General features: G+C 67.9%; 1 protein-coding gene. It reads right to left on the bottom strand.

Translation table 11 applies throughout. The features are described 5' to 3' along the window. Nucleotides 1-163: 163 nt before the first annotated feature. Nucleotides 164-358 (bottom strand): hypothetical protein, encoded by a 195-nt coding sequence (locus AXK60_RS13840; RefSeq protein WP_068571554.1) that lies wholly within the window; start codon nt 356-358, stop codon nt 164-166. Between the last annotated feature and the right edge of the window lie 59 nt (nt 359-417).

Raw genomic sequence — 417 nt, 5'->3', positions numbered from 1 at the left:
CCTGCGAAGATCCGCACCCCAACGCACCCGCCAGCCGAGAGCGATCCAGTTCCTGCTCCTGGAGAGGTGCGGGGGTTCGGGGGCGCCAGCCCCCGAGAAAACAATCTGGCCCTCCCCTGTGCGATAGGGGAGGGCCAGATGTTCTTCGTTCCTGGTGCCGCTACTACTTACCGCGGCCAGCGCCGTTGCGCGTCGGGTCGACGAGCACGTATCCCTGGCCGGGCTTCGGAGTCGGCGGCAGCGGCTCACCGCGGGTGACGGTGCGCTCCTGACCGGTAGACCCTCCGCGGGGTCCGACGATCTCGTACTGTCCGGAACGGCCGGCGGTCTGGCCGGGCTTCAACGGGGAAGAGGACATCGTCCATCTTCCTTCCCGCGCGTCCTGCCTCACAGGTGTGGACCGAGGCAGTCCTTGTA

Origin of the sequence: Tsukamurella pseudospumae (assembly GCF_001575195.1) — a bacterium.
GTDB classification, from domain to species: Bacteria; Actinomycetota; Actinomycetes; order Mycobacteriales; family Mycobacteriaceae; genus Tsukamurella; species Tsukamurella pseudospumae.
Note: the sequence above shows the minus strand (reverse complement) of the source record. Positions and strands in the feature narration are given on the sequence as shown.